Annotated in this window: 19 protein-coding genes; 15 read left to right on the top strand and 4 right to left on the bottom strand. The window is 73.1% G+C overall.

Annotated features, from left to right (window positions below; genetic code table 11):
• Positions 1-71 precede the first annotated feature (71 nt).
• The 4 genes from IE290_RS14315 to IE290_RS14300 are packed head-to-tail and all read left to right on the top strand — an operon-like array spanning position 72 to position 4,111.
• Entirely contained in the window at positions 72-788 is a 717-nt protein-coding gene (locus IE290_RS14315) for a GntR family transcriptional regulator (RefSeq protein ID WP_191245011.1), read from the top strand.
• Positions 785-1,780 carry an ADP-ribosylglycohydrolase family protein gene (locus IE290_RS14310; RefSeq protein WP_191245010.1) on the top strand — a complete coding sequence of 332 codons (996 nt, stop codon included), beginning with the start codon at positions 785-787 and terminating at the stop codon, positions 1,778-1,780. The genes IE290_RS14315 and IE290_RS14310 overlap by 4 nt, the downstream gene beginning before the upstream one ends.
• Position 1,781: 1 nt before the next feature.
• A complete protein-coding gene (locus tag IE290_RS14305) occupies positions 1,782-3,224 on the top strand; it encodes a purine-cytosine permease family protein (RefSeq protein ID WP_191245009.1) in 1,443 nt (480 codons plus the stop codon).
• Positions 3,221-4,111: a PfkB family carbohydrate kinase gene (locus tag IE290_RS14300; RefSeq protein ID WP_191245008.1), complete on the top strand. Its 891-nt coding sequence runs from the start codon at positions 3,221-3,223 to the stop codon at positions 4,109-4,111. Before IE290_RS14305 ends, IE290_RS14300 begins: the two co-directional genes overlap by 4 nt.
• Here the strand turns inward: IE290_RS14300 and IE290_RS14295 are convergent.
• Together IE290_RS14295 and IE290_RS14290 are read right to left on the bottom strand one after the other, a co-directional pair.
• On the bottom strand, positions 4,102-5,268 hold the full coding sequence (locus tag IE290_RS14295) for an acyl-CoA dehydrogenase family protein (protein ID WP_191245007.1): 1,167 nt from the start codon (positions 5,266-5,268) through the stop codon (positions 4,102-4,104). The genes IE290_RS14300 and IE290_RS14295 overlap by 10 nt on opposite strands.
• A complete protein-coding gene (locus IE290_RS14290) occupies positions 5,265-6,485 on the bottom strand; it encodes an amidase (protein WP_191245006.1) in 1,221 nt (406 codons plus the stop codon). The genes IE290_RS14295 and IE290_RS14290 overlap by 4 nt, the downstream gene beginning before the upstream one ends.
• 72 nt (positions 6,486-6,557) lie before the next feature.
• Between IE290_RS14290 and IE290_RS14285 the strand changes: the two genes are divergently transcribed.
• Complete coding sequence (locus IE290_RS14285; protein ID WP_094007741.1) at positions 6,558-6,833, top strand: DUF2277 domain-containing protein; 276 nt, start codon at positions 6,558-6,560, stop codon at positions 6,831-6,833.
• On the opposite strand, the gene IE290_RS14280 is transcribed toward IE290_RS14285, so the two are convergent.
• Positions 6,821-7,417: a class I SAM-dependent methyltransferase gene (locus IE290_RS14280; RefSeq protein WP_191245005.1), complete on the bottom strand. Its 597-nt coding sequence runs from the start codon at positions 7,415-7,417 to the stop codon at positions 6,821-6,823. The genes IE290_RS14285 and IE290_RS14280 overlap by 13 nt on opposite strands.
• 74 nt (positions 7,418-7,491) lie before the next feature.
• On the opposite strand from IE290_RS14280, the gene folC reads away from it, so the two are divergent.
• The 9 genes from folC (at position 7,492) to IE290_RS14235 (ending at position 15,564) form a co-directional block, all read left to right on the top strand.
• The gene (gene folC, locus IE290_RS14275) at positions 7,492-8,961 is read left to right on the top strand and encodes a bifunctional tetrahydrofolate synthase/dihydrofolate synthase (protein WP_191245004.1); all 1,470 of its coding nucleotides are present in this window, start codon (positions 7,492-7,494) and stop codon (positions 8,959-8,961) included.
• Entirely contained in the window at positions 8,958-9,350 is a 393-nt protein-coding gene (locus IE290_RS14270; protein WP_229874471.1) for a DUF4233 domain-containing protein, read from the top strand. The genes folC and IE290_RS14270 overlap by 4 nt, the downstream gene beginning before the upstream one ends.
• Positions 9,351-9,463: 113 nt before the next feature.
• Positions 9,464-9,829 (top strand): DUF4260 family protein, encoded by a 366-nt coding sequence (locus IE290_RS14265; protein WP_191245003.1) that lies wholly within the window; start codon positions 9,464-9,466, stop codon positions 9,827-9,829.
• A 61-nt stretch (positions 9,830-9,890) separates the two neighbouring features.
• Positions 9,891-11,432, top strand: a complete 1,542-nt coding sequence (locus IE290_RS14260) for an alkaline phosphatase D family protein (RefSeq protein WP_191245002.1) — start codon at positions 9,891-9,893, stop codon at positions 11,430-11,432.
• A 53-nt stretch (positions 11,433-11,485) separates the two neighbouring features.
• Entirely contained in the window at positions 11,486-11,896 is a 411-nt protein-coding gene (ndk, locus tag IE290_RS14255) for a nucleoside-diphosphate kinase (RefSeq protein WP_017987723.1), read from the top strand.
• A 68-nt stretch (positions 11,897-11,964) separates the two neighbouring features.
• Complete coding sequence (locus IE290_RS14250) at positions 11,965-12,720, top strand: IclR family transcriptional regulator (RefSeq protein ID WP_191245001.1); 756 nt, start codon at positions 11,965-11,967, stop codon at positions 12,718-12,720.
• Positions 12,721-12,777: 57 nt separating this feature from the next.
• On the top strand, positions 12,778-13,689 hold the full coding sequence (locus IE290_RS14245; protein WP_191245175.1) for an ABC transporter ATP-binding protein: 912 nt from the start codon (positions 12,778-12,780) through the stop codon (positions 13,687-13,689).
• A complete protein-coding gene (locus tag IE290_RS14240) occupies positions 13,689-14,492 on the top strand; it encodes an ABC transporter permease (protein ID WP_191245000.1) in 804 nt (267 codons plus the stop codon). Before IE290_RS14245 ends, IE290_RS14240 begins: the two co-directional genes overlap by 1 nt.
• Positions 14,493-14,736: 244 nt before the next feature.
• Complete coding sequence (locus tag IE290_RS14235) at positions 14,737-15,564, top strand: ABC transporter permease (protein ID WP_191244999.1); 828 nt, start codon at positions 14,737-14,739, stop codon at positions 15,562-15,564.
• A gap of 286 nt (positions 15,565-15,850) precedes the next feature.
• Here IE290_RS14235 and IE290_RS14230 read toward each other — a convergent pair whose 3' ends face one another.
• Positions 15,851-17,161, bottom strand: a complete 1,311-nt coding sequence (locus IE290_RS14230) for a S8 family peptidase (protein ID WP_229874470.1) — start codon at positions 17,159-17,161, stop codon at positions 15,851-15,853.
• 524 nt (positions 17,162-17,685) lie between these two features.
• On the opposite strand from IE290_RS14230, the gene IE290_RS14225 reads away from it, so the two are divergent.
• Complete coding sequence (locus IE290_RS14225; RefSeq protein WP_191244998.1) at positions 17,686-21,033, top strand: ribonuclease E/G; 3,348 nt, start codon at positions 17,686-17,688, stop codon at positions 21,031-21,033.
• Positions 21,034-21,188 lie beyond the last annotated feature (155 nt).

Genomic DNA, 21,188 nt, shown 5'->3' with positions numbered 1-21,188 from the left:
TGCCGCAGCGCGCTGCCGCCGCCATTCGGGTGGGCTCGCGCGCGGCCACCTGTCCGGGGTAATGTACAGGTATGGACAGGACTGAACAGGTCGGCTTCTCGAAGCGGCATCGGCTGGTCGCCGATCTCGCGGAGCAGATCAGGTCGGGCCGGCTGGCGCGCGGCGAGCGGCTGCCCGGCGAGCACCAGCTGGCGGAGCGCTACCAGGTCAGCCGGGGCACGGTCCGCAGCGCCCTGTCCGAGCTGCAGCGGCGCGAGCTGATCGCCACCGAGAGCGGTGTCGGCTCGTTCGTCACCTTCGACGGCGTCGAGCTGGACCAAGCCGTGGGCTGGGCCACCGCACTGGCCCGGTCCGGCTTCGAGATCACCACCGACCTGCTGGCGATCGAGCACGTGCGAGATGACACGCTCGCCGAGCGCTTCGGGGTCGAGTCGTTCGTCTCCGTCCGCCGGTTGCGCCGCGACCAGGCCGCCGGCCCGGTGTCGCTGGAGGTCGCGCTCGTGCCCGGCACCGGCGCGCTCGCCGGGCTGCCCGAACGGGGCCTGGTGCGCGGTTCGCTGACCGCCACGCTCGCCGACGCCGGTCTGCGTGCCGAGGGCGGTGAGCAGTGGATCGGCACCGAGGCGCTCACCCCGGAGACCGCGGCGCTGCTGGAGCGGCCGGCCGGCACGCTGTTCCTGCGTGCGGTCCGCACGAGCACCGACGCGGCGGGCGGTCTCGTCGAGCACGTCGTCAGCCTCCTGGACCCGGCGCGGTTCCAGTTCCATCTCACGTTCGGCCGCCGGTGAGCGCGCGGGACCGGGCACTCGGTGCGTTCGCCGGGCTCGCCCTCGGTGATGCGCTGGGCATGCCGACGCAGTCGATGTCCCGCACCGAGATCGCCCGCCGCTACGGACGGATCGACAGTCTGGTGGATGCCGTCCACGACCAGCCGATCGCGCCCGGCATGCCCGCCGGATCGATCACCGACGACACCGAACAGGCCCTGCTGCTGGCGCGGCTGCTCGTCGACGGCGGCGGCCGCGTCGAACCGCTCGTGTTCGCCCGCGCGCTGCTCGACTGGGAAGCGGACATGATCCGGCGCGGCTCGGCCGACCTGCTCGGCCCGTCCACGAAACGGGCCCTGGACCTGCTGCAGTCCGGCGCCGACCCGGCCGAGGCCGGGCGCGGGGGAAGCACGAACGGCGCGGCCATGCGCATCACGCCGGTGGCGATCGCGACTCCGCCGGACCTGGACCGCCTGCTCGACGCGGTCACCGAAGCCAGCCTCGTCACGCACAACTCGAGCCTCGGCATCGCCGCGGCCGCGGCCGTCGCGGCGGCCGTCTCAGCGGGGGTGGACGGCGCGTCCCTGCCCGAGTCGCTCGACCACGCCGAAGCGGCTGCGGACCTGGGCGCCCACCGAGGCGCCTGGAGCGCGGGCGGAGACATCGCGGCCCGCATCCGCTGGGCCCGCGGCTGGGTGTCCGGAATGGACTCCACGGCCCTCGCCGACGCGGTCTACCAGGTGATCGGCACCTCGGTCGCGGCCCAGGAGTCGGTCGTCGCCGCCATCGCGCTGGCACACGCACTGGGCGACCGGCCCGCCGACGCCCTCACCCTCGCCGCCGGTCTCGGCGGCGACACCGACACCGTCGCCGCGATGTGCGGCGCGATCCTCGGCGCGCAGCACGGCTTTGACGGGCTGCCCGCCGAACCGGTCGGCACCGTCCTCACGGTCAACCGGCTGGACCTCGGCCCCGTCGTCGACGGGCTGCTGGAACTTCGTGGAAGGAAGTGACATGGCGACTGACACCGCTGTCGAGTCCCGCGCGGGCGCACTGGAGACCCGGGGCATCGAACCGGTCCCCGAAGCCGAACGCACCGGCAGGCCGGGGCAGCTGTTCTGGGTGTGGTTCGCCGCGAACATCTCCATCCTCGGGCTGCCGCTGGGCGCCACGCTGGTCGCGATCCAGGGACTCACGTTCTGGCAGGCCGCGATCGTCGCGTTGATCGGATCGGTCGGCTCGTTCGCGATCGTCGGCGCGGTGTCCATCGCTGGTCGCCGCGGGGGAGCGCCGGGCCTGACGTTGTCCCGCGCGGTGTTCGGGGTACACGGCAACGCGGGGCCGACCGTGGTGTCGCTGCTGTCGCGGCTGGGCTGGGAGACGGTCAACACCACGACCGCCGCGTTCGCCCTGTTGTCCTTGTGCGCCATCGTGTTCGGCACGGATTCGGACGCGAAAGCCGCACCGGTGCTGACCATCGTGTGCATCGCGGTGTTCGTCGCCTGCACCGTGGTGGTGTCCGGGCTCGGGCACGCGGTGCTGGTCGCCGTGCAGCGCTGGGCGACCTGGATCTTCGGCGCGCTCAACATCGTCGTCGCGGTGAACCTGGTCGCCACCATCGACTGGAGCGCGGTCGCCGCCGCGGAGCCCGCCTCGGTCGGCGCCATGATCGCGGGGGTCGGCACCATCGCGGCCGGCACCGGCATCGGCTGGGCGAACGCCTCGGCCGACATGTCGCGCTACCAGTCGCCCGCGGTGCGGGGCGGGTCGCTCGTGATGTCCGCCGCGACGGGCGCGGGGATCCCGCTGGTGCTCCTGATCGGCCTGGGCAGCCTGCTCTCCGCCGGCGACCCCACGCTCGCGCAGGCCGACGACCCGGTCGCCGCGATCCGGTCGATGCTGCCCGCGTGGATGGCGGTGCCGTACCTGCTGGCCGCGTTCGGCGGACTCCTGCTGTCCAACCACCTGTCGGTGTACTCGGCGGGACTGACCACCCTGACCCTGGGCATTCGCATCAAGCGGGTGTACGCGGTGGTGGTCGACGTGATCGTCACCTTCGCCGGGGCCGCCTACTTCATGCTGGTCGCGGACAACTTCTACGGGCCGTTCATCGCGTTCATCAGCCTGCTCGCGGTGCCGATCACCGCATGGGTCGGCGTGTTCGGCGTGGACATGCTGCGCCGTCGCCACTACGACCCGGCGGGGCTGATGGACCTGCGCCGCACCAGCGTGTACTGGTACCGCGCCGGAATCGAGCCGCGCGCGGTGGCGGCCTGGGCCGCCGGGATCGTGGCCGGGTACCTGTTCACCACGGCCGGCACCGGCGAGGACGTGTGGTTCACCGGGCCGTTCGCCAACACCTGGCCCGGGCAGAACGGGCTGGGCTGGCTGATCACGCTCGTCGTCGCCGGTGGCCTCTACGCGCTGCTCGGCGGCGCGCGGACGGCGTCGCGATGAGCAGGCTCGTCCACACCGGCCAGGTCGTCGTCGACCTCGTACTGCGCGTACCGGAGCTGCCGCGGCGCGGCGGTGACGTGCTTGCCTCCGCGATGGACTTGACTCCCGGTGGCGGTTTCAACGTGATGGCCGCCGCCGCGCGCTCCGGGGCCGACGTGGTCTACGCCGGCGCCCACGGGACGGGGCGGTTCGGGGACGCGGTTCGCGCGGCACTGGCGGCGGAGGGCATCGCGGCGGCCCAGGTTCCGATGTCCGGCGTGGACACGGGGGTGTGCGTGGTGTTGGTCGATTCCGGCGGTGAGCGGACGTTCGTGACCGGGACCGGCGCGGAGGGCATGCTCGCGCCCGGTCGCCTCGACGACGTGACGGTGGCGGCGGACGACCTGGTCTACGTCAGCGGATATTCGCTGGCTCACGCGACGAACCGGGCGGCGCTGGCCGCGTGGTTGCCGTCCGTGCCGGGCCGGGTGCTGCTCGACCCCGGCCCGCTCGCCGCCGACCTGCCTCTCGACGTCGTGCTGCCGCACGTGGACATCCTGAGCTGCAACGCCGCCGAGGCGCGAGTACTGACCGGAAACGACTCGCCGGCGGAGGCCGCGCGGGCGCTCGGTGGAACCGTCATCGTCCGCGACGGCCCCGCCGGGTGTCTGCTCGCCGTGGACGGCGAGGTGCGGGTGATCCCAGGGTTCCCGGTCGACCCGGTGGACACCAACGGCGCCGGCGACGCGCACTGCGGGGTCCTCGCGGCGGAGCTGCTGGCGGGCGCGGACCTGCACACCGCGGCGCGGCGGGCCAACGCGGCCGCGGCGATGGCCGTGCGCCGCCGGGGCCCCGCGACGGCCCCCCGCCGCTCGGAGATCGACGAGTTCCTCGCGGCTCAGCGGTAGGCGCTTTGCCCGGTCAGCAGCTGCCCCAGCACCAGCGTGTGGATCTCCTCCGTGCCTTCGTAGGTCAGCACGCTCTCCAGGTTGTTGGCGTGCCGCAGCACCGGGTACTCCAGGCTGATCCCGTTCGCCGCCAGGATCGTGCGCGCCGTGCGGGCGATGTCGATCGCCGTGCGCACGTTGTTCAGCTTGCCGAAGCTGACCAGCTCGGGCGGCAGTTCGCCGGCGTCCTTGCGGCGGCCCAGGTGCACCGCGAGCAGCATGGCCTTGTTCAGCTCCAGCGCCATCCCGACGAGTTTCTGCTGCGTCAGCTGGAAACCGCCGATCGGGCGGCCGAACTGCTCGCGCGTCGCGGCGTAGTCCAGGGCGCTCTCGTAGCACGTCCGGGCCGCGCCGAGGGCGCCGAACAGGATGCCGAACCGCGCCTCGGACAGGCAGGACAGCGGGCCCTTCAGCCCGGTCACGCCGGGCAGCACCGCGTCACCGGGCAGGCGCAGGTCGTCGAACGACAGCTCGGCCGTCGCGGACATCCGCAGCGACAGCTTGTGCTTGATCTCCCGCGCGGTGAACCCCGGCGTGTCCGTGGGCACCACGAACCCGCGCACGCCCTCGTCCGTGCGCGCCCAGACCACAGCGACGTCGGCGAGGGTGCCGTTGGTGATCCACATCTTGGAGCCGTTGAGGATCCAGTCGCCGCCGTCGCGCTTGGCGAACGTGCGCATGTCGCCCGGATCGGACCCGCGGTCGGGCTCGGTCAGGCCGAAGCAGCCGATCGCCTCGCCGCGCGCCATCGACGGCAGCCAGCGGTCCTTCTGCTCGTCCGACCCGTACTTCCAGATCGGGAACATCGCCAGCGAGCCCTGCACGGACACGAAACTGCGCAACCCGCTGTCGCCGGCCTCCAGCTCCAGGCACGCCAGGCCGTAGGCGGTGGCGCTGGTGCCCGCGCAGCCGTAGCCGGTCAGGTGCATGCCGAGCAGGCCCATCTCGCCGAGCTGCCCCACCAGGTGCCTCGGGAACGTCGCGTCCTCGAACCACTGGCCGGCGTGGTCGGCGACCTCCTTGCGGACGAAGGTCCGCACCGTGTCCGCGATCTCGCGCTCCTCCTCGTTCAGCAGGTCGCGGATGCCGAGCAGGTCACGGGGGTCGGGCTTCGTCATGAGGGCGTTCTTCCTGTGCGGGCCCGGGCCAGGGCACGGGCGGGTGGACCGGCTTCGATCGCTCCGCCGAGCAGGCAGAGCAGGGCCTCCTGCCGCCGGGGTCCGACGAGCTGGGCGCCGACCGGGAGACCGTCGCCGGTCAGCCCCGCCGGGACCGTCAGCGCGGGATGCCCGCTCACGGAGGCTAGTGCGGTGAGCCGGTAGTAGGCGTTTTCGAGTGACTCCGCTCGCCCGCCGAGTTCGACCGTGTCGGTGTCGGCGGGCGCGGCGGTGACCGGCAGGGTCGGCATCAGCAGGGCGTCGACCTCGGTGAACACGGCGTCCACCTCGGCGGCGATCTCGGCGGCGCGGGCACGGGCGGCGTCGTAGTCGTCCCGGCTCACCTCGGTGCCGGCCTTGAGCTGCCCGATCGCGCGGCCGCGCAGCCCGGACGGGTCGTCCTGATAGGCCTGCCACCACAGCTGGGCGGACTCGTAGAGCATCGTGGTGAACCCGGTGGTGCGGGCGTGCCGGTGGCCCAGCGGCAGCTCGACCGGCACGATCACCGCGCCCGCCTCACGCAGCGTGTCCGCGGCCGACTCGACGACCCGCAGCACCTCGGGGTCGATCTTGGTGCCCCACAGGTGTTCCGGCCAGCCCAGGCGCAGCCCGTCGACGGTGTCCGGCGCGGGTTCGGCGGTCCCGGCGAGGATGCGGTGGACCCGCAGGCAGTCGGCCGCGGTCCGCGCGATCGGGCCGACCGTGTCCATCGACGGCACCAGCGCCGTGACGCCGCGCATCGGCACCGTGCCGTGCGTCGGGCGCAGCCCGGCGACCCCGCAGAGCGCGGCCGGGATGCGGATCGAGCCGCCGGTGTCGGTGCCCAGCGCCACCGGCACGTCCCCGGCGGCGACCGCGACCGCCGAACCGCCGCTGGACCCGCCCGCGTCCCGGTCCGGGGCCCACGGGTTGCGGCAGCCGGGCGTGCGGACCGACCAGGCGAGTTCCGGCACCGTGGTTCGGGCGACCGGGACGTACCCGGCGGCGCGCAGCCGGGCGACCGGCTCGGCGTCCTCGGTCGCGTCGTGGTGCCCCAGGCCGGGCGTGCCGTTGCGCGTCGTCTGGCCGGCCACGTCCAGGAAGTCCTTGACGGCGAAGGGGATTCCGGTTTCCGGTAGGGGAAAGCGTTCGACGTAGGCGCCGAAGTCGGTCGACAGCGCGTACACCTCCTCGTGCACGGGGGACTTTCCCGAGAGCTTGCCCGATCAGTGTGACCCCGTCGAGAGCGCGGCGCGCGTAGTCTCGGCCACATGTGCCGAAACATCACCGTGCTCCGCGGGCTGGAGCCGTCGGCGACGGCGGAGGAGATCGAGGCCGCCGCGCGCCAGTACGTGCGCAAGGTGAGCGGGGTGCAGACCCTGTCCGACGCCACGCGCGAACCGTTCGAACGGGCCGTCGCGGAGATCGCCGAGATCACCACGCGGCTGCTCGGCGAGCTGCCCGCGCGCCGCCAGCCCCCGGCGACGGTGCCCCCGCTGCGGCGGCCCGAGGTGCGCGCCCGGATCGCCGCCCGTCAGGCCCGGTAGAGCAGCAGGTAGCGGAAGAACAGCAGCGGCCGCACGCTCGATCCGGGCAGCAGCCGCGCCGAGTCGCGGCGCACCTGGGTCATCGTGGTGTCCCAGTCCTTGACGGGCGCCGTCGCGACCGGGTCCGGGCCGCCGTTGAGCCGGTCCCCGGCGGCGACCACCAGCCTGGCCGCCAGGTTGACCGGCGGCGCGAGCAGGCCCCACTTCACCCAGTCGGCGGCCGAGCGCGGCTTGGCCAGGCCGAGCACCGCCAGGACCCCGCCCGGGTTCAGCGCCGCACGCAGCTTCGTCACGGTCTCGAACGGCATGTGGTGCAGCGACGCCAGGCACGAGACGAAGTCGTAGCGCCCCAGCTCCGCCGTCGTGACGTCCTCGTGCCGGTAGGTGATGGTCTCCGGCCCCAGCGCCCGCGCGGCCGCGATCATCTCGCCGGACGGGTCGATGCCCTCCACCGTCAGCCCGGCCGCGGTGAGCCTGCGGGCGAAGCGCCCGGCGCCGCAGCCCACGTCGAGCGCCATGCGCGCCCCGGCGGGGACCTGCCGCAGCAGCAACCGGTGGTAGGCGTGGTTGTGGTCGAACGGCATGCAGCCCAACCTGCCAGGACCCGCGAAAGTAGACTCGGCGGGGTAGTCAACCCCCGGCCGAAAAGGGAGAACGCGTGACATCGGGCGAGGACGAGGAGTACCCGGCGGAGCTGTCCAGCGGTGGCAACTTCGTCGCCGGGCCCCTGCCCGACGACCCGGCCGAGATCGACCCGGTCGACCTCGAGGAGATCGAGCGTCAGGCCCGCCGCGAGCTGCTGCGGGTCGAGGCCGAGCTGAACCAGCGCTGGCCGGAGACGAAGATCGAGCCCTCGCTCGACCGCATCGCCGCGCTGATGACCGTGCTGGGCGACCCGCAGAAGACCTACCCCGTCATCCACGTGGCCGGCACCAACGGCAAGGGCTCGGTCACCCGCATGATCGATGCGCTGCTGTCCCGGCTCGGCCTGCGCGTCGGCCGCTACACCAGCCCGCACCTGCAGCTGGTCACCGAGCGGATCGCGGTCGACGGCGCCCCGATCGCCGCGTCGAAGTACGTCGACATCTACCGCGACATCCAGCCCTACATCGGCATGGTGGACAACGCGGGCGGCCCGAAGATGAGCAAGTTCGAGGTGCTCACCGGCATGGCGTTCGCCGCGTTCGCCGACGCCCCGGTCGACGCCGCAGTCGTCGAGACCGGCATGGGCGGCACCTGGGACGCCACCAACGTCGCCGACGGCCAGGTCGCCGTCATCACCCCGATCGGCCTCGACCACACCGACTACCTGGGCGACGACCTGGGCAAGATCGCGGGCGAGAAGGCCGGGATCATCAAGCCGGGCAGCGTCGCGATCCTCGCCGAGCAGGAGCCCGAGGCGCAGCGCGTCCTGCTGGAGCGCACCGTCGAAGTGGACGCCACCGTCGCCCGCGCGGGCAGCGAGTTCGGCGTGCTGCGGCGCGAGATCGCGGTCGGCGGTCAGATGCTGAGCCTGCAGGGCCTCGGCGGCGTCTACGACGAGATCTTCCTGCCCCTGCACGGCGCCCACCAGGCGAACAACGCGCTGCTGGCGCTGGCCGCGGTCGAGGCGTTCTTCGGCGCGGGCAAGGACCGGCGGCTGGACCTCGACGCCGTGCGCGAGGCGTTCGCGGCGGTGGAGAACCCCGGCCGCCTGGAGCCGGTCCGCGCCGCGCCGACCGTGCTGCTCGACGCGGCCCACAACCCGCACGGCGCGCGGGCGCTGGCCACCGCGATCGAGGAGGAGTTCGCGTTCCGCAGGCTCACCGCGGTGATCGGCGTGCTCGAGGACAAGGACGTGCGCGGGGTGCTGGAGGCGCTCGAGCCCGTCGTGTCCGACGTGGTGGTCACCAAGAACAGCTCGCCACGCGCGATGCCGCTGGACGAGCTGAACGAGCTGGCCCTGGCGGTCTTCGGGGAGGACCGGGTGGTCGCCGAACCCAGCCTGGACGCGGCGGTGGAGACCGCGGTAGCGCTGGTCGAGGAGAGCGACGGCGGCGAGCCGCTGGCCGGCGGCGGGGTGCTGATCACGGGTTCGGTCGTCACCGTCGGGGACGCGCGGACGTTGTTCGGGAAGGAGCCCGCGTGAGCGAGGAGAAGACGGTCCGGCCCCCGGCGAAGGACCCGATGAAGTCGTTCCGCGGCGTGATGGCGGGCACCCTGATCTGCGAGGCCATCACGGTCGGCCTGGCGCTGCCGGTGATCGCCAACCTGGGCGGCGGCGTGGGCACCCTCGCCGGCTGGGGCGTCATCGTGATCGCCGTCCTGCACGTGCTGCTGTGCGGCGTGCTCAAGCGGCGCTGGGCGGTGCCGGCCATCCTGGTCCTGCAGGTCGCGCTGGTCGCGTACTTCGTCGACCAGGTGGCGATCGGCATCATCGGCCTGCTGTTCCTGGCGTTCTGGCTGTGGGCGCTGTGGCTGCGCAACGACGTGGCGCGCCGCATGGCCGAGGGCCGTCTGCCCAGCCAGCAGCAGTAGCAGCGATCCGAACCGAGAGCGGTGCTCTTGACAAGGGTGCTCCGCTGAGTCACGCTGGTCTTCGTGAGAGCACTGCTCTCGAAATGGACAACTGATCTCGGAGGAGTGTTCCCATGAAGCGCATCGCCTGGGCCGTCGCCGCGGTGTTCCTGCTCGCGTTCGCCGTGTTCGAGGTCGTCAAGCACGGCGGCTGGACGGTCGGGGCCCTGCTGCTCGGGCTGATCGGGCCGGACCTGACGTTCCTCACCGGCATCGGTGCCGAGCAGGTCGAGCGCGGTGTGCTGCCGCGGCGGGTCGTGCCGTTCTACAACGCGGCGCACCACTGGGCGGGGCCGGCGGTACTGCTGGCGGTCTGCACCTTCGTGACGAGCCCCGCCGCCTTCACCCTCGGCCTGGCCTGGCTGGCGCACATCGCGGTGGACCGCGTCTTCGGTTACGGTCTGCGCACGGCGGATGGCCGTCAGCGCGCCACCGCGTGAGTTCACCGTCCGGACAGCCGGAGTTGGCCCGTCGGCCCCCGGGCCCGCATAGAACTCCGGCATGACCGAACAGACTCGCCGCTCCGCCCTCCGAACCGGCCTCGTCGGCGCCGGTGTCCTCGCCGCCGGGGTCCTGGGCAGCCCCCTCGCCGGCGCGGCCCTCGTCCGCAAGGACCGCCCGGTGCTGACGCACGGCATCCAGTCCGGCGACGTGACTCCGGACTCGGCACTGGTCTGGACCCGTGCCGACCGGCCGTCCCGGATGATCGTCGAAGTATCCCGCGACCCGTCCTTCCGGCACGCCCGGACCGTCCGCGGCCCGCTGCTGACCCCGGACACCGGCGGCACCGGCAAACTGCGGATCTCCTCGCTCGCGCCGGGCACCGAGCTGCACTACCGCGTCACCGCCGAATCGCTCGACGGCCGGGCGAGCAGCGAGCCGCTGACCGGCACCTTCAAGACCGCGCCCGTGGGCCGCAGCGACGTCCGACTGACGTGGTCCGGCGACGTGGCGGGTCAGGGCTGGGGCATCAACCCCGACATCGGCGGCATGACCGCCTACGCCGCGATGCTCGCCCGCAATCCGGACCTGTTCCTGCACAGCGGCGACACGGTCTACGCCGACGGCCCGCTCACCGAGACGGTGACGCTGCCCGACGGCCGCGTGTGGCGCAACATCGTCACCCCGGAAAAGACGAAGGTCGCCGAGACGCTCGACGAGTACCGCGGGCAGTTCGCCTACAACATGCTCGACGAAAATGTGCGCGCGTTCACCGCCGCCGTCCCCAGCTACGTCCAGTGGGACGACCACGAGGTGACCAACAACTGGTACCCCGGCGAGATCCTGGACTTGCCGCAGTACACCGAAAAGCGCGTCGACGTGCTCGCGGCGCGGGCGTTCCAGGCCTTCCACGAATGGCAGCCGATCGACCCGAAGCGCGCCGTGGACGGCCGCGTGTACCGCAGCTTCACCTACGGTTCGCGGCTGGAGGTGTTCGTGCTGGACATGCGCACCTACAAGGACGCGAACACCTCCGATCCGCGTAAGCCCGGTCAGATCCTCGGCGAGAAGCAGGCGAAGTGGCTCGTCGACGGCCTGTCCCGCAGCCGCGCGACGTGGAAGATCGTGCAGGCCGACCTGCCGATCGGGCTCGCCGTGCTGGACGGCTCGACCGGCATCGAGGGCGTGGCGAACAACCTGCCCGGCGCGCCCGCCGGCCGCGAGAGCGAGATCGCGTGGGTGCTGCGTGAGCTGGCGAAGCGGAAGGTGCGCAACACCGTGTGGCTCACCGCGGACGTGCACTACACCGCGGCGCACCACTATTCGCCGGACCGCGCCGCCGTGGGAGATTTCGACCCGTTCTGGGAATTCGTTTCCGGCCCGCTGCACGCCGGCGCGTTCGGCCCGAACACGCTCGATCCGACTTTCGGCCCGCAGGCCGTTTTCGTGCACGCCCCGCCCGCCGCGAACACCTCGCCGATGGCCGGTTTCCAGCATTTCGGCGAAATCAACATCGACGGCGGTTCCGGGGGACTGCGTGTCGATCTTCGCGACGGCACGGGCGCCTCGCTGTGGTCGACCACCCTGGAACCGCAGCGCTGACCAGGCCAGTAGGCTTCGGGCAATCGTGCACGTGATGAAGGAGAAACACAGTCGTGAGTGAACGCACGCTGGTTCTGGTCAAGCCCGACGGCGTACAGCGCGGCCTCGTCGGCGAGGTCATCTCGCGCATCGAGCGCAAGGGGCTGAAGCTGGCCGCGCTGGAGCTGCGCACCGTCGAGCGTTCGGTCGCCGAGGAGCACTACGCCGAGCACAAGGACAAGCCGTTCTTCGGTGACCTGCTGGAGTTCATCACCTCCGGCCCGGTCGTCGCGATCGCGGTCGAGGGCGTGCGGGCCATCGCGGCCTTCCGCCAGCTCGCCGGCGGCACCGACCCGGTGGAGAAGGCCACCCCCGGCACGCTGCGCGGGGACTACGGCCTGGAGACCCAGTTCAACCTGGTGCACGGTTCGGACTCGCCGGAGTCGGCCGAGCGCGAGCTGAAGCTCTGGTTCCCCGACCTGTGAGTGACGGCGGGGGCTTCCGGTGGGGTTGATCCTTACCGGAAGCCCCTCCGGGGATTTACCATCTCCGGATGCCCGCCAACGAAGGCGATGTCCCGAAGTCGGTGCTGGCGCGCGGCCTGATGCTGCTGGACGCGTTCGAACCCGCCGACGCGTCTCTCTCCCTGGCCGAACTGTCCGCCCGCACCGGCCTGCCGAAGGCCACCGCGCACCGGCTGGCCGCCGAACTCGTCCGCTGGGGCGGGCTGGAACGCGTCGGCGCCGGCTACCGGCTGAGCATGAAGCTGTTCGAACTCGGCCAGCGCGTGCCGCGGCGCCGTGAACTGCGCGAAGCGGCCCTGCCGTACCTCCAGGACCTGTACGAGGCCACGCACGAGAACATCCACCTCGCGGTGCCGGACGGCGGGCACACGCTGTTCCTGGAGAAGGTCACCGGCCACCGCTCGACGCGCATCGGATCGCGCGTCGGCGGCCGGATGCCGGTCCACTGCACCGCGACCGGCAAGGTGTTCCTCGCCCTCGGACCGCCGGAGTACTTCCGCCGCGTGACCGCGGCCGGGCTGGCGCGCAAGACGCCGCGCACGATCGTCGCGCCGGGGCTGTTGCGCCGCGATCTGGACCGCGCCGTGGAGCGCGGGTACGGGGTCAACCACGAGGAAGCCGAGGTCGGGGTCGCCGCGGTGGCCGCGCCGGTGTACGACCGGCGGCGACGGCTGATCGCCGCCGTGTCGATCACCGGCAGCGCCGAGCGCCTCGACGTGGAACGGCTGGCGCCCGCGGTGCGCACCGCCGCGTCCGCGCTGACGCGGGAGCTGGCCGCGTCGTAAAGCGATCGAAAACTGTCGGTGGTCGGTCGTACTGTGCTGGGTGTGGACGAACCGAGCATGGTGCAGGCCAAGGCACTGGTGAAGCGCTTCGGCGACTTCGAGGCGGTGCGGGGGATCGACGTCGAGGTCCGGCGCGGGGAGGCGTTCGGCTTCCTCGGGCCCAACGGTGCCGGCAAGTCGTCGACGATGCGGATGATCGCGTCGGTGTCCCCGCGCTCCGACGGCGATCTGACGGTGCTCGGCATGGATCCGAACGTCGACGGCCCGCGCATCCGCGCCCGGCTCGGGGTGGTGCCGCAGCAGGACAACCTCGACAACGAGCTGACCGTGCGGCAGAACCTGCAGGTGTACGGCCGCTACTTCGGGCTGTCCCGGGCGCACGTGCGGCGCAAGGCGGTCGAGCTGATGGAGTTCGCCCAGCTCTCCGACCGGGCCGAGGACGAGGTCGAGCCGCTGTCCGGCGGCATGAAACGGCGGCTGACCATCGCCCGCGCGCTGGTCAACGATCCGGAACTGCTGCTGCTCGACGAGCCGACCACCGGTCTCGATCCCCAGGCGCGGCACCTGTTGTGGGACAGGCTGTTCCGGCTCAAGGCGCAAGGCGTCACGCTCATCATCACCACGCACTACATGGACGAGGCCGAGCAGCTGTGCGACCGGCTCGTGGTCATGGACGGCGGGCGGATCGTGGCCGAGGGGTCGCCGACCGAGCTGATCCGGCGCTACTCCACGCGCGAGGTGGTGGAGCTGCGGTTCGCGCCGGGGGAGGAGGTGCCGGCGGATCGCGTGGCGGATCTGGCCGACCGCGTCGAGGTGCTGCCCGATCGGCTGCTGCTCTACACCGCGGCCGGGGAGGCGGCGCTGGAGCAGGTGCACCAGCGGGGCGTGCGGCCGCTGGCGTCGCTGGTGCGGCGGAGCTCGCTGGAGGACGTGTTCCTGCGCCTGACCGGACGGACGCTGGTGGACTGATGAGCATTTCGTCGACGGGCCGGGTGGTGCCGGCGTGGCAGGGCGCGTGGCTTCGCGTCGAGGGATACTGGGCGTGGTACCGCCGGTACTGGAAGTCCAATGTGTACTCGACCGGCCTGCAACCGCTGCTGTTCCTGCTGGCGATGGGGCTGGGCTTCGGATCGCAGGTGCAGGCCGGTCCGGCCACCGGCGGACTGTCCTATGTGCACTACATCGCGCCCGCGCTGCTGGTGTCGGCGGCGCTGCAGAACGCGGTGGGGGAGTCGACGTACCCGGTGCTGTCCGGGTTCAAGTGGCAGAAGGACTACCTGGCCGTCACGGCCACGCCGGTCACGCCGGGGCAGGTGCTGGGCGGGCACCTGATCTGGGTGACGCTGAGGCTGCTGCTGGCCGGCGCGGTGTACGCGGTGATCGCGGTGCCGTTCGGGGCGTGGCTGAACGCGGGCGCGGTGCTGGTGGTGCTCGTCGGCGCGGTCACCGGCCTGGCGTGCGCGGCCCCGGTGACAGCCCTGGCGGCGACGACCTACGACGAGGGCGTCCGGTTCAACGCCGTGTTCCGGTTCGTGGTGATGCCGATGACGTTGTTCGCGGGCACGTTCTTCCCGATCGAGCAGATCCCGCCGGCGCTGCGCTGGCTGGCGTGGATATCCCCGCTGTGGCACGGAAACGAACTGGCCCGCGGCGTGACGCTGGGCGGCCTGGGGTGGCTGCCCGCGCTCGGGCACCTGGCGTTCCTGGCGGCCCTGTTCACCGTCGGAGCGCTCCTGGCACGCCGTTACTTCTACCGGCGCCTGGTGGTGTGACGATGCGCGCCTGCTCCCCACGGACCACCCCCGCCCGAACCACGCGAGAGCCCCGGGCGGCCTGCTGCCGTCCGGCTCCCGGCCGTGCGATCCCTCCAGCGCGGCTCATCGCCCGGCCGGGGCCGCAGCCGGCCGGCCACCTCCCAGCGGAGGCCCGTGCCCCGGTGATCCTCCAGCCTCGACCTTCGCCGCGGCCTTCCCGGACGACCACCGCCCGACTCCGCCCAACGACGCGAGAGCACCGATGACGACCCTGACCCGAACCCACCGCCGCGGCCTCCTGCTCCGCGTCCTGCCGCCCGGCCTGTACGCCGGCCGCGCCAGCAAGCTCGTCGAGCGCTCGGTCCTCGCCTACTCGCGCATGTGGCTGGTCTTCGCCTCCGGCGTGCTCGAGCCGCTCTTCTACCTCGTCGCCTTCCAGATCGGCTTCGGCAGGCTCGTCGGCGACGCCACCGGCCCGGACGGGCAGCCGATGAGCTACGTCGCGTTCGTCGCGCCCGCCCTGCTGGCCTCGTCCGCCATGAACGGCGCCATCTTCGACAGCACGTTCAACGTGTTCTTCAAGTTCCGCTACGCCAAGACCTACGACGCGATGCTGGCCACCCCGATCGGCCCGCTGGACATCGCGATCGGCGAGATCTCCTGGGCCGTCCTGCGCGGCGGCCTCTACTCGGTCGCGTTCTTCGCCGTGATGGCCGTGATGGGCCTGGTCACCTCACCGTGGGCGCTGCTGCTGATCCCGGTCGCGCTGCTGATCGCGCTCGCCTTCGCCGCGATCGGCATGACCTGCGCGACCTTCCTCCGCTCGACGTCCCAGTTCGACTACATCCAGCTGGCCGTCGTCCCGATGTTCCTGTTCTCCACCACGTTCTACCCGCTGTCGGTCTACCCCGGCGCGGTGCAGGTCGTCGTGCAGTGCTCCCCGCTCTACCACGGCATCCAGCTGATGCGCGAGCTCGCCGTCGGCGCCCTGCACCCGGGCATGATCGGCCACGTCGCCTACCTCGTGGCGCTGGCGGCCCTCGGCATCTGGGGCGCGGCGCGCCGCCTCAGCGGACTGCTCCTGCGTTGAGACCCGGTCCGCTGTCGCGCGGAAGCGCTGGACCACCTTGCACCCCGGCATGGTCGGCCACGTCGCCTACCTCGTCGCACTGGCTGTCCTGGGCATCTGGAGCGCAGCTCGCCGAGTCAGTGGGCTGCTCCTGCGCTGAGCCGTGCTGGGTGAGGGGTAGCCCGCCGGGCGTGGCACTGGCCGCGCCCGTTGCCGCGCGGTCGCCTCGGGTCGCCCTGCGCCCGGCATGGCCGGTCAGGTCGCCTACTTGGTGGCGCGGTCCTGGCCATCCGGGGCGCGGCCACCGTCAGCCGGCGCTGACGCGCACCATTCCGTGCCCGTAGAACCCGTTGTAGCCGGTGTACCCGGCGCAGAACGCGTCCTGCCGCCCGTCCCCGGTGAGGTCGTAGTCCGCGGGGCACGGCACCGGCCGCGCCCGTTCCGCCAGCGCCCGTCGCAGCTGCCGGGCCGTCGACCCGGGCCGCTCGGCCGCGAGCACCGCCGCCGCGCCGGCCACGTGCGGCGCCGCCATCGACGTGCCGCACAGTTCGCCGTACCCGCCGGGCGTCGTGGACAGCACGCACGAGCCGCCGTCGCCGCCTGGCGCGGTCAGGTCCACCACCCCGAGCCCGTACGAGCTGTACCGGGCCTTCACCTCGTCCGGCCCGACCGCGGACACGGTCACCACGTCCCGCACCGCCGCCGGGAGCGCGTCGCATCCGCCCGCTCGGGACGCCGGCGTCAGTTCCACGGCGTCGTTCGTCGCGGCGGCCACGTTCACCGTGCCCCGCGAAGCCGAGTACGCCACCGCCCGGCTGATCGCTTCGCGCACCACCTCGCGCGCCGGTGACCAGGTGCACGACGGGCCCCACGTGTTGATCGCGAAGCTGCTGTTGGTGACCGCCATCCGGTGCTCGGCCGCCCACATCAGCCCGCACACCACGGCCTCCGGCGTGACCAGCCCGCGGTCGTCGATGACCTTCACCGACGCCACCCGCGTCCCCGGCGCCACCCCGGTGATGCCCCGGCCGTCGTCGGCCGCCGCGATGATCCCGGCGACGTGCGTGCCGTGTCCCGACGTCGTGGCCCGCCACGCGCGCTCGTTCGGGTCGGCGACCCCGCCGACGCAGCCCGCCGAGTCGTCCCGGTCCACCGCGGCCGCGAGATCGGGGTGGTCCGGATCGATCCCGGAGTCCAGGACACCGACCACGACGTCCGGGCTGCCGGCGCCGGGACCGCCCACCGCGGCCAGGTTCCACTGCTCACCGGAGCGGTCGGCGGCCGGCACGTCCGACGGCGTGGTTGCCCGCAGCCCCGGCCGCACCGACCGCTGCCCGGTCCGCCGCTCGTCCTGCGCGCTGTAGACCCGGCCCGGCCCCATCCGCGGCGCGAAACCCGGGTCGCCGGAGGTGGCGACACCCACCCCGATCTGCGGGTAGTAGCCGGTCAGGTCCCCGCACGCGGCGCTCACCTGGTCGCGGGCCGCCGCCGACGGCGTGTCCCGGTCGAAGACGACCAGGTAGCGCACGTCGCGCCCGCTGTCCGCGCACGCCCGCTCCGGCTCCGCCGCCGCGGTCCGGACCGGCGTCATCACCAGGACGGCGCACGCCGCTGCCACCAGTGATCGTCCGAAGCCGGGCAACGGGGACCTCCAACAGGGCGAACAGCGGCCGGGGGCCGTCGGCTTCCTGCCGCACGCTAAGCCACCCCGCGCGGCGCCGACAAGCGCGACGCGCAAGTTCGCCCGGCCGTGGTCACGCGCGTGTTGGCACCGAGTACGCCGCACCGGACGCACCGTGTGGGATACTCGGCTTGGCTGCTTCCGCCGACACGCCCGCGACCTGCGGTCCGTCCGGGGGTTGCGGTCCGGAGACAGGCTGGAAGAGCGCCAGGTCGTCGCCGCCAGGAACCACCTGGGTGGCTCGACGAGCAGGCAGGCGGGCGGGAACCGCCGGCTCGGACGGCCCGTCACCGAGCGGACCTGCCATCGGCGGGTGCCGGACCCCGGCACCGTCGGGGCGAGACGAGGCACAGGATTCCCGCCGGCGGTGACCACCCCGGCGGACCAGACAGGAAGGGCCCCTGTGCGGCCGCGTCCGCCAGCCCAAGCGGCTGGGACGCGCCCGGGGGCGGAGGAGATGTATGTCGAACGCGGACACACCCGCCGAGAACACCGGCGGGAACACCGCCCTACCCGCAACCGGCCCGCTGGGCGAGTTGCCGCCCCGCGTCCGGGTGCACGCCCTGGCGAAGCTGCTCGGCTCCAACAGCCGGGCCGTGCTGGCGAAGCTCACCGAGCTGGGTGAGACGGCGCGCAGCGCCCAGTCGAGCGTGCCGCGGGAGGTCGCGGTCAAGGTCGCCGAGGCGCTCGCCCCGGCCGAGGAGCAGGCGGCCGAGCAGGCGGCCGCCCCGGAGGCGGTCGCCCCCGCCGAGGACGCCGTCCCGGAGAGCACGCCCGAGCCGGTCGTCGAGACGCCGGCCACCCCCGAGCCCGCCACCCAGGCGACGCCGGAGCCCGAACCCGAGACCACACCCGCCGCCGCGGCGCCCGAGCCGGTCGCCGAGCCCGAGCCCGCGCGGCAGCCGAAGCGCCCGCCGCACATGCCGGTCTTCGCGGCCCCGTCTCCGGTGTTCCTGCCGCCGGAGGCCGGTGCCATCGAGGAGCCCGCGCCCAAGGCCGAGCCGGTCGCCGAGGCCAAGCCGGACGAGGACGCCGACGAGGGCGAGGACGGCGCGGGCCGCCGTCGCCGCCGCCGGGGCCGTCGCGGCCGTGGCCGGGGCAAGGGCGGCGACGAGAACGCCACCGAGACCGGCGAGATCACCGAGGCCGAGGAGCCCAGGCCGGCCGAGGAGGCCGCCAAGGCCGAGGACGAGGACACCGCCGACGAGGGCGAGCCGTCCGAGGACACCGACGAGACCGAGGGCTCGAGCCGGCGCCGTCGCCGCCGTCGCCGCCGGAAGGGTTCGGACGGCGACGCCGCCGAGTCCACCACCCCCGACGACCCGCCGAACACCGTCGTCCACGTTCGCGAGGCCAAGGCCGAGGACAAGAACGGCAGCAGCTCGGACGGGGTGCGCAGCGTCCGCGGCTCGACCCGCCTGGAGGCCAAGCGCCAGCGCCGCCGCGACGGCCGCGAGGCGGGCCGCCGCCGCGCGCCGATCCTGTCCGAGGCCGAGTTCCTGGCCCGCCGCGAGTCGGTCGAGCGCACCATGGTCGTCGCCGAGCGCGGCGAGCACACCCAGATCGGCGTGCTCGAGGACGGTGTCCTGGTCGAGCACTTCGTGACCTCCCAGGGCAGCGGCTCGATCGTCGGCAACGTCTACCTGGGCCGCGTGCAGAACGTGCTGCCCTCGATGGAGGCCGCGTTCGTCGACATCGGCCGCGGCCGCAACGCCGTGCTCTACGCCGGCGAGGTCGACTGGGACGCCGCCGGCCTGGAGGGCAAGTCCCGCAAGATCGAGCAGGCCCTGTCCACCGGCGACAACGTGCTGGTGCAGGTCACCAAGGACCCGGTCGGGCACAAGGGCGCCCGGCTGACCACCCAGATCTCGCTGCCCGGCCGCTTCCTGGTCTACATGCCCTCGGGCGGCGCCACGGGCATCTCGCGCAAGCTGCCGGAGAACGAGCGGCGGCGGCTCAAGGACATCCTCAAGCGGATCGTCCCCGAGGACGCCGGCGTGATCATCCGCACCGCGTCGGAGGGCATCAGCGAGGAGGAGCTGGAGCGCGACGTCCGGCGGCTGAAGGCCCAGTGGGAGGTCGTCAAGGAGAAGGCCGACGCGGCGTCCTCCGGCAAGAAGTCCTCCGCCCCGGTGATGCTGTACGAGGAGCCGGACCTGCTGGTCAAGGTGGTCCGCGACCTGTTCACCGAGGACTTCGTCTCGCTCGAGGTCCAGGGCGACACCGCGTGGGAGACCATCCGCGCCTACGTCGAGCACGTCGCGCCGGACCTCACCCCGCGGCTCAAGCGCTACGTCGGCACCGGTGACGTGCTGGCCGAGCACCGCATCGACGAGCAGCTCACCAAGGCGCTGGACCGCAAGGTGTGGCTGCCCTCGGGCGGTTACCTGGTCATCGACCGCACCGAGGCGATGACGGTGATCGACGTCAACACCGGCAAGTTCACCGGTTCGGGCGGCAACCTCGAGGAGACGGTCACCCGCAACAACCTGGAGTCGGCCGAGGAGATCGTGCGGCAGCTGCGGCTGCGCGACATCGGCGGCATCATCGTGATCGACTTCATCGACATGGTGCTGGAGTCCAACCGCGAGCTGGTGCTCAAGCGGCTGACCGAGTGCCTGGGCCGGGACCGCACCCGTCACCAGGTCGCCGAGGTCACGTCGCTGGGCCTGGTGCAGATGACGCGGAAGAAGATCGGCACCGGCCTGCTCGAGGCGTTCTCCACGACGTGCGAGCACTGCAAGGGCCGCGGCGTCATCGTCTCCACCGAGCCGGTCAAGTCGGGCAACGGCGGCAACGGCGGCGGTCACCAGCACGGCGGCGGTGGCGGTGGTTCGCGCCGGTCGCGGGGCCGGGCCAAGGCCGAGGAGCCGCAGGCGGAGAAGACGCCCGAGCCGTCGCCGGTGCAGCGGGAGAGCACGATCTCGGCCGTCGAGGCGATGGCCAAGGCCGCGAAGATCGCCTCGACGAAGACCGAGGGCGGCGAGAAGACGGACACGAGCGCCGAGAACGGCGCGGCTCCGGCCGACGTGGCCCCCGCCGAGGCCGCCGTGCCGTCCACCTCGTCCCGGCGCCGGTCCGGGTCGAGGGCACGCCGCGAGGCCGCGGCCGAGCCCGAGGTGACGACAGGAGCCGAGGCGGCCCAGCCCGAGGCCCGGACCCAGCCGACCGCGACGGTCCAGCCCGAGACGGCGCCCCAGCCCGAGCGGGAGACCGAGCCCGAGAGCGCTGCTCGGCGCACCGGGCAGGCCGCGACCGCCGCGCAGGCTCAGCCTGCGACAGCGGGTCAGCCCGCGGCCCAGGCCGGACCGGGGGAGACGGCGGAGCCCACGGCGCACGCCCGCGCCGAGGCGCAGCCGCAGCCCGAGGCCGAGCCCGCTGCACAGGCCGGCACCGCGGCGCAGGCCCGGCCCGAGGCCGCGGCCCAGCAGTCCGCGGGCGCGCCCGACTCCACGGCGCAGGCTCAGCCCGAGCCGCAGGCCGAGCCCGCGGCCCAGGCCGAGGCGCACCCCGGTCAGCCGTCCACCGGCGAGCAGGCGAAGCCCGCCCGCTCCCGGACGCGACGCGTCGCCCGCAGGCCCGCGGCGCCGCCGGAGCCCGTCCAGACGTCCGCCGAGCCGGCTCAGCCCGTCACCGTCCCGGCCGGCCCCGTGGCGACCACCACGGCCGCCACCGGACCGGACGACGCGACCGAGGCGTCTCCGGAGGTCAGCGTGCCCACCCCGGCCACCCGGACGGCCAGCAGGCGCCCGCGCCGCGCGGCGTCCCGCCCGGCCGGCCCGCCGGTGCACGCGTCGGACCAGAGCTGATCCACCTTCGTGAGCCCCGGTGTCAACCGGCACCGGGGCGTCACGTAACCTGTAAGACGGCCCGTCCCCGGACGGGCTATGGCGCGATCACCGGACCGCACACAGCGGGACGTGGCGCAAGCCCTCACCCATTGTCGAGTTAGCAGGAGACTTCC

It is taken from the genome of Amycolatopsis deserti (genome assembly GCF_014653945.1).
GTDB classification, from domain to species: domain Bacteria; phylum Actinomycetota; class Actinomycetes; order Mycobacteriales; family Pseudonocardiaceae; genus Amycolatopsis_E; species Amycolatopsis_E deserti.
This window is presented reverse-complemented; position numbering and strand designations above follow the sequence as displayed.

Excerpts from the sequence above, each read along its gene's own strand:
- IE290_RS14295 (WP_191245007.1), bottom strand. The coding sequence starts at position 5,268 with ATGACGAAGCCCGACCCCCGTGACCTGCTCGGCATCCGCGACCTGCTG.
- IE290_RS14240 (WP_191245000.1), top strand. The coding sequence starts at position 13,689 with ATGAGCATTTCGTCGACGGGCCGGGTGGTGCCGGCGTGGCAGGGCGCG.
- IE290_RS14285 (WP_094007741.1), top strand. The coding sequence starts at position 6,558 with ATGTGCCGAAACATCACCGTGCTCCGCGGGCTGGAGCCGTCGGCGACG.
- IE290_RS14235 (WP_191244999.1), top strand. The coding sequence starts at position 14,737 with ATGACGACCCTGACCCGAACCCACCGCCGCGGCCTCCTGCTCCGCGTC.
- IE290_RS14250 (WP_191245001.1), top strand. The coding sequence starts at position 11,965 with ATGCCCGCCAACGAAGGCGATGTCCCGAAGTCGGTGCTGGCGCGCGGC.
- IE290_RS14280 (WP_191245005.1), bottom strand. The coding sequence starts at position 7,417 with ATGCCGTTCGACCACAACCACGCCTACCACCGGTTGCTGCTGCGGCAG.
- IE290_RS14265 (WP_191245003.1), top strand. The coding sequence starts at position 9,464 with ATGAAGCGCATCGCCTGGGCCGTCGCCGCGGTGTTCCTGCTCGCGTTC.
- IE290_RS14260 (WP_191245002.1), top strand. The coding sequence starts at position 9,891 with ATGACCGAACAGACTCGCCGCTCCGCCCTCCGAACCGGCCTCGTCGGC.
- IE290_RS14225 (WP_191244998.1), top strand. The coding sequence starts at position 17,686 with ATGTCGAACGCGGACACACCCGCCGAGAACACCGGCGGGAACACCGCC.
- IE290_RS14300 (WP_191245008.1), top strand. The coding sequence starts at position 3,221 with ATGAGCAGGCTCGTCCACACCGGCCAGGTCGTCGTCGACCTCGTACTG.
- IE290_RS14315 (WP_191245011.1), top strand. The coding sequence starts at position 72 with ATGGACAGGACTGAACAGGTCGGCTTCTCGAAGCGGCATCGGCTGGTC.
- IE290_RS14245 (WP_191245175.1), top strand. The coding sequence starts at position 12,778 with ATGGTGCAGGCCAAGGCACTGGTGAAGCGCTTCGGCGACTTCGAGGCG.
- IE290_RS14305 (WP_191245009.1), top strand. The coding sequence starts at position 1,782 with ATGGCGACTGACACCGCTGTCGAGTCCCGCGCGGGCGCACTGGAGACC.